At 23.8% G+C, this 6,775-nt stretch carries 6 protein-coding genes; 1 reads left to right on the top strand and 5 read right to left on the bottom strand.

Annotated elements, in window-relative coordinates:
* Window positions 1-3 precede the first annotated feature (3 nt).
* The 4 genes from fliB to Q4E08_RS10485 form a co-directional block, all read right to left on the bottom strand.
* On the bottom strand, window positions 4-1,245 hold the full coding sequence (gene fliB / locus Q4E08_RS10500; RefSeq protein ID WP_303130776.1) for a flagellin lysine-N-methylase: 1,242 nt from the start codon (window positions 1,243-1,245) through the stop codon (window positions 4-6).
* A 399-nt stretch (window positions 1,246-1,644) separates the two neighbouring features.
* Complete coding sequence (locus tag Q4E08_RS10495) at window positions 1,645-3,114, bottom strand: YdiU family protein (RefSeq protein WP_303130775.1); 1,470 nt, start codon at window positions 3,112-3,114, stop codon at window positions 1,645-1,647.
* A 480-nt stretch (window positions 3,115-3,594) separates the two neighbouring features.
* Window positions 3,595-4,356, bottom strand: a complete 762-nt coding sequence (locus Q4E08_RS10490; RefSeq protein ID WP_303130774.1) for a hypothetical protein — start codon at window positions 4,354-4,356, stop codon at window positions 3,595-3,597.
* 59 nt (window positions 4,357-4,415) lie between these two features.
* The gene (locus tag Q4E08_RS10485) at window positions 4,416-4,811 is read right to left on the bottom strand and encodes an Rrf2 family transcriptional regulator (protein ID WP_303130773.1); all 396 of its coding nucleotides are present in this window, start codon (window positions 4,809-4,811) and stop codon (window positions 4,416-4,418) included.
* A gap of 164 nt (window positions 4,812-4,975) precedes the next feature.
* Here Q4E08_RS10485 and Q4E08_RS10480 point away from each other — a divergent pair, with 164 nt between their 5' ends.
* Complete coding sequence (locus tag Q4E08_RS10480) at window positions 4,976-5,416, top strand: globin domain-containing protein (protein ID WP_303130771.1); 441 nt, start codon at window positions 4,976-4,978, stop codon at window positions 5,414-5,416.
* Window positions 5,417-5,708: 292 nt separating this feature from the next.
* Here the strand turns inward: Q4E08_RS10480 and trpS are convergent, their stop codons facing one another.
* Window positions 5,709-6,725: a tryptophan--tRNA ligase gene (trpS, locus tag Q4E08_RS10475; RefSeq protein ID WP_303130770.1), complete on the bottom strand. Its 1,017-nt coding sequence runs from the start codon at window positions 6,723-6,725 to the stop codon at window positions 5,709-5,711.
* Between the last annotated feature and the right edge of the window lie 50 nt (window positions 6,726-6,775).

Below are 6,775 nucleotides of genomic sequence, written 5' to 3'. Positions count from 1 at the left end.
TATTTAAAAATTAAAATTTGAAAGTCCTAAATGATTTTTACAAAACTCCAAATTATCAAATTCCTTCTCTTTAATATACTTTAACATATCTGTTAAATAATTTTTATGATGTCCAAGCCCCTTAGAAAATAATTGAATAAACTTAACAATTTCTTCTTTCGAAGCAGTTTCATTTTTTAAATACATACCAACTAAATAAAATCTTATAAGTGAATATCTCATTAAAAGCATTATATATCCATCAAACATTGAGTCATTCTCTGAAAATGGGAACATATAATTATAAATAAAATTAACTATATAATTTTCAAAAATATAGCTATTTTTATATAAAAACTCTTTATTATAGTCCTCAAAAGCTTTTATATACTCTTTTGAATACTTACTTAAATTATCATCTTCATTTAATTTAAAAGCTTTAATTATATCTTCTGTATGTTCTTTAAATAAAGGACTATCCACTTCTCTAAAGTTTTTGAAAAATTTCATTACTTTTTTAAAAAAGTCTAATGATATAATATAGCTCATATTATCTTTTCCATAATAATCTCTCATTTTATTTATATTATAATTTTCTATAAACTGTTTTACTCCCTTAAAGTTATAAGAAACCTCTTCCTCTAATGAGCTTATAAATTCACCTAATATATAAAGTCTTTCATTTATATCAAATTTTCTATTTTGAATTATTTTTATACTTAAATCTCTTATTTCTTTAAAATATTTTACTGGTGAATTATTAAATATTTTATCCTTTGTATTTACTTCACTTGATATTATATGTTTACCTAAAGTTTCTTCTGACTTTGAAAATTTAATTCCTTCTTCTTTTAATAAAAGTATTCTTGCAGCTTCAGGACAAGATACATCAAGTGACATTTCATAAAATCCATCTATTTTATTTAATATTCTTGGAAAAGATGTACAAACATTTGAAAGATATTCTTCTCCTAAGTTTGATTGAATTATGCAATAATTTTTTTCATCTAAAAAAGGACATCTCTTATCTTTTTTTAATTTTACCTGTCCGTAATCTACATCATCACTTGTTTTATATTCATTATTATGTACATTTTTTTGGAACATTTTTTTCATTTTTTCATCTTTAACTTTATAATATTGTCTAAAAGTTATTTTATCTATATCTATATTCCAGCCAATACAACAACTATCTTCACAAGCTCCACCTATACATTTAAACTCTTTTAAATAGGTTGGATATCTTTTTTTTATATTTGTTCCCATTTTCTTTACTTCCTCTACATTTAAATTTTTTCTATTTATATTTTACATAAATTTTATAAAAATAAAAACAATACACCTTTAAAACTCATAAATTAATATTTCTTTTTAAACTTACTGCTGATTATTTTTTTGCACAATATTTATAATATCTTCAAAATATAAGTTAAATAAAAAAAGACCGTCTATTTTAAGACAGCCTTTTAATTATTTAATATTATTGATTAAGATATGTTTAAGTACTTTGCCAAATTATTTGATATTATAGATTGTTTAAAAGAATCAGTAATTAATATATATTAAATTGCTTTTAAATAGTTAAAGTATATGTTTTCTTAATTATTTAATATTAATATTTAAAACTAAATTTTTTAAACTATAAATAAAATATATTTATATAATTTATGTTCCACAATAAGTTTTGTAATTGCAATTTTTCTTTTCAGGTAACTTAGCATATTCTTCTTGTTCTTTTGTATGTGCATATGGATTTTTTAAAGCTTTAATTAAATTATTCATTACACTATAATCCCCATTTTCTGTTGCTGCTTTTAATGCTTCTTCTACTCTATGATTACGCGGAATTACTGCTGGATTATTATTTTTCATAAGTTCTATTGATTCTTCCATTGACTGATTTTGTCTACTTAATCTATCTTTCCATAACTTATAAAAGTTTTTAAATTCCTCTTTATCAAAAAGCTCACTATCTTCTACTTTATTAAATGTTAATTCTAAAAATGTATTAGTGTAATCAGCTTTGTATTTATACATTATGCTTAAAAGGTAATCTATTAAAGTTTCATCATCCTTTTCTTCGTTAAAAATTCCAAGTTTTTTTCTCATACCATTAAGCCAAGTTTTTTTATAAATATCTGGATAATTTGAAATTGCTTTTTGAGCTATATTTATTGCTTCTTCCTTATTTTTATGAAGAAGTGGAAGTAAGCTTTCTGCAAATCTTGCAAGATTCCAACCTCCAATGTTTGGTTGATTGCCATAAGCATATCTTCCTGAAACATCTATGGAACTAAATACTGTATCTGGATTATAAGTATCCATAAATGCACATGGTCCATAATCTATTGTTTCTCCACTAATTGTTACATTATCAGTATTCATTACTCCATGAATAAATCCAACTAATTGCCACTTAGAAATAAGACTTGCTTGTTTTTTTATAACTTCTTCTAATAAATAAAGGTAAGGATTTTCTTTGTTTAATCCCTCTTTAAAATGTCTATTTAAAGTATAATCAGCTAAAGCTTTAAGTTCTTCATAACTTCCAAAGTTTGAAATGTATTGAAAGGTTCCAACACGAATATGACTTTTAGCAACTCTTGTTAATATAGCACCATCTAAGTAGTTTTCACGAATTATTTTTTCACCAGTTGTAACTACTGCTAAACTACGACTTGTTTCAATATTAAGTCCATGCATTGCTTCGCTTATAATGTATTCTCTAAGCATTGGACCAAGTGCTGCCTTACCATCTCCACCTCTTGAATAAGGTGTTCTCCCTGAACCTTTAAGTTGAATATCAAATCTTTCTCCTTTAGGTGTTATATGCTCTCCAATTAATACAGCTCTCCCATCACCTAACATTGTAAAATGTCCAAATTGATGTCCTGCATATGCCTGTGCAATAGGCTCTGCTCCTTCTGGAATTTCATTTCCTGAAAATATATTTACTCCATAATCACTTTTTAAAACATCAGAATTTAATCCTAAATCTTCTGCTAAAGAATCATTAAATATAATTAATTTTGGTGCAGGTACATTACTTGGATTTTGTATAGTAAAAAACTTTTCTGGAAGATTTATATAACTATTTTCAAAATTAAAGCCTGTTTCTCTTAAATTTTTCTCCATCTTATCTCCTTTTCTATATGTAAAATTTAATCTTATATTTTAAATTAATATTTTATTGTGTTCTAATCTTATATTTTTAATTTGAAAGTATAATAAGTAATAAAATAATAAATATTTTAATTTTAAAATTTTACTCTTACTTTTATTCATTTAGGTAAAAAAATAAAATAGTATTTGTTTTTTTATATTTGTTTTTTAACCTTAATATAAATTTCTATCTTGATAAATTTCGCCTTAACAATTTATTTCTATTAATAATAATTATCCTTTACCTTTATACTTATAATACATTATTATGTACAATAATCAATATAAAAATGATTTAAAATTCATATAAAAAGAAGTAGCTTAAAATTTTTGTCTATTCTTTAATTAAAAGACATTAATTTATATGCTACTTCTTTTCTATATAATAATTTTCTATATAATGTTTATTTTTATATACTATCTCTTTAATTTATATTGTACTTCTTTATATGTTTACTTATTTAAATACTTTGTTTTGCTCCAATTTAAAATAAATTCAGTTAATTCTTCTTTATTTTCTTCAAGTTGCTTTACTCTATTAACATTTGCTCCTGATGGATGTGGAAAGCCTTTAAGTATTTGATTTTTACTTATTACGCCTTCATCTTCTAATTTACATAAAACTTCTTCGACTGCTCTTCCAAGTGGGATTAATAATATATCATTAAAATGATTTAAGCTTTTAAATTCATCAATAAAATTTTCATAAACATATTTCATTAAAAAATCACTTTTAATTAATTTTGGAGTATGACCTGAATAGTTTTGCTTTTTTACAAATACTGAATAAGGGATTAATGATACTGTATGTAATAAATAATCTTTATCAGAAAAAAGTTCACTACAACTATCTAAATTAAAAACTTTATTAAGTCCTATTTCATCTAACATACTTATTATATTTTTTCTTAAAGAACCACTAAATCTTCCAGCAACTTTACACTTATATTGAATTTCTTTTATATCATTTGTTATTTCAAGTTCTTTTCTTGCCTCTGCTATTGCTGTACTCATTTGCTGAAATCCTGGAGTTATTCCTATTATAAATATTTTTGCCTTCTTATTCATGTATTCATTATGTGGGACATAATATATTTCAATATTATCTTTTTCCTCTATTAAAAAATCTTTAGTTAAAAGTTCTTCTTTTGTATACTTAGCTTTTATAGGTAATTTCTTTATTTTATCTATGTAATCATATAATGTTTTTTTCATAATAACTCATCTCCAAGTTAAGTTTTTATACAATACAGTATTTACATTTTAATTTTATATTATAATATATCTTCTAAAGTATATTTGCTCATTTCTTTAATAAATGTATTTAATGATTTTGATATAACAACTTTTAGCTTACAATCATCTTTAATTAATGGACACATATCACTATTTCCCATACAAGAAACTAAATTTAAATTTTCTTCTGTTAAAACTAGAACGTTACCTAAATTTATTTCTTTAGGCTCAACCCCTAGTCTTAATCCGCCATTTCTTCCCTTTAAAGATATTATATATTCAGTTTTTGCAAGCTTATTAACTATTTTCTTTAAATGATGCTTTGATATATTAAGCTCATCTGACATCTCATCTATTACTGAAATTCTCTCTTCGTTTTTTGCCAAATATATTAGCATTCTAAACGCATAATCTGTAAACTTTGATAACTGCATTTTTTATCTCCTTTAGTAATTAAATCTATATAAAATTATATCAAAAAAAATATATAAAATAAAATGTGCATTTTACTTGCACATTTTATTTTATTGTGCTATATTTATTTCATGAAATGATAATAATTATTTCAAAATAATAAATATTAAAAGGAGACCTTTATATGCTAGACAAAAATACAATAAATATAATTAAAAGTACAGTTCCTGCATTAAAGGAACATGGATTAGAAATTACTAAAACTTTTTATAAAAATATGTTTGAAAATAATCCAGAAGTTAAACTGTTATTTAATATGGATAGACAAAAATCAGGTGAACAACCAAAAGCTTTGGCTATGACTATTTTAGCTGCAGCTGAAAATATAGATAACTTAGAAGTTTTACTTCCAGCAGTAAAAAAGATTGGAGAAAAGCATTGTAATGCTAACATTAAACCAGAACATTATCCAATAGTTGGACAAAATCTTTTAAGAGCTATTAAGGATGTTTTAGGAGAAGATGCAACAGCTGAAGTATTAGAAGCTTGGGGACAAGCTTATGAGGTTATTGCAAAAGTATTTATAGATGTAGAAAAAAACATATATGCAAGTAAAACTATATAAACATTTATAAATTACTCCTATTAGAAAATTTTCAAGTTATAAACTTATAAAATAAGTTGAATTAAAAATTCACTTAATAACTTTATTAACAATAAATATCACTTATAAACTAATAATAACTAATAAAGCTAAGAGAGTATAAACCTATAATTACCTTTTACTATCATCCTTCCTCTCTTAGCTTTTATTTTATAAAAAACAAATTTATTTTTAATTAAATTCTTTTATTTATATTTCTTTTAATTAGAAATTTTTTTTATTTTTATCTTCTTATATATATGTGATTATTTTATTATTTAAAATAATTTATTCCTATTGCATCTCTAACTTCTTTTAATGTATCACTTGCTATAACTCTTGCATTTTCACTACCAGTTTTTAAAATATTATAAACATAATCAATATTTTTTTCGTACTCTTTTCTTCTTTCTCTTATAGGTCTTAACTTTTCTTGCATAACTTCGTTTAAATATTTTTTTATTTTAACATCTCCAAGACCACCTTTTTCATAATGATTTTTCATATTTTCTAATGTTATTTTATCTTCACAAAAAGCATCTAAATACATAAATACTGGATTATCTTCAACATTTCCTGGATCTTCTACTCTTATATGATTTGGATCTGTGTACATAGACATAATTTTTTTCTTTATAGTATCTTCATCATCAGATAAATATATTGCATTATTTAAAGACTTACTCATTTTTGAATTTCCATCTATGCCTGGAAGTCTTCCTAAACCTTTCTTTGGAAGGACAGCTCTTGGTTCTACTAAAATTTCTTTGTTATATGTTTGATTAAATGTTCTAACTATTTCCCTTGTTTGTTCAAGCATAGGTAATTGGTCTTCTCCAACTGGAACAACTGTTGCCTTAAAGGCTGTTATATCTGCAGCTTGACTTACTGGATAAATTAAAAATCCAGCTGGAATACTCATATTAAAATTTTTCTCTTTTATTTCATTTTTAACTGTTGGATTTCTTTCAAGTCTTGAAACAGTAACTAAATTTAAATAATGCATAGTTAACTCATTTAACTCAGGTATTTGTGATTGCACAAATATAGTTGATTTTTGTGGATCTATTCCAACAGCTAAATAATCAAGAGCTACCTCAATTAAACTATTTCTTATTTTTTCTGGATTTCTTGCATTATCAGTTAAAGCTTGTTGGTCTGCAATCATAATATAACTATTATATTTATCACTATTTTGAAGCTCTACTCTGTTTATTAAAGAACCAACATAATGTCCTATATGTAACTTTCCTGTTGGTCTGTCCCCTGTTAATATTATTTCTTTACTCATTAATTCCATCTCCTTATTTTTTATTAATTCAAGTTATTAGTCTTTTTAAA

Source organism: Clostridium sp. (assembly GCF_030532265.1).
Classification (GTDB): Bacteria; Bacillota; Clostridia; order Clostridiales; family Clostridiaceae; genus Clostridium.
This window is presented reverse-complemented; position numbering and strand designations above follow the sequence as displayed.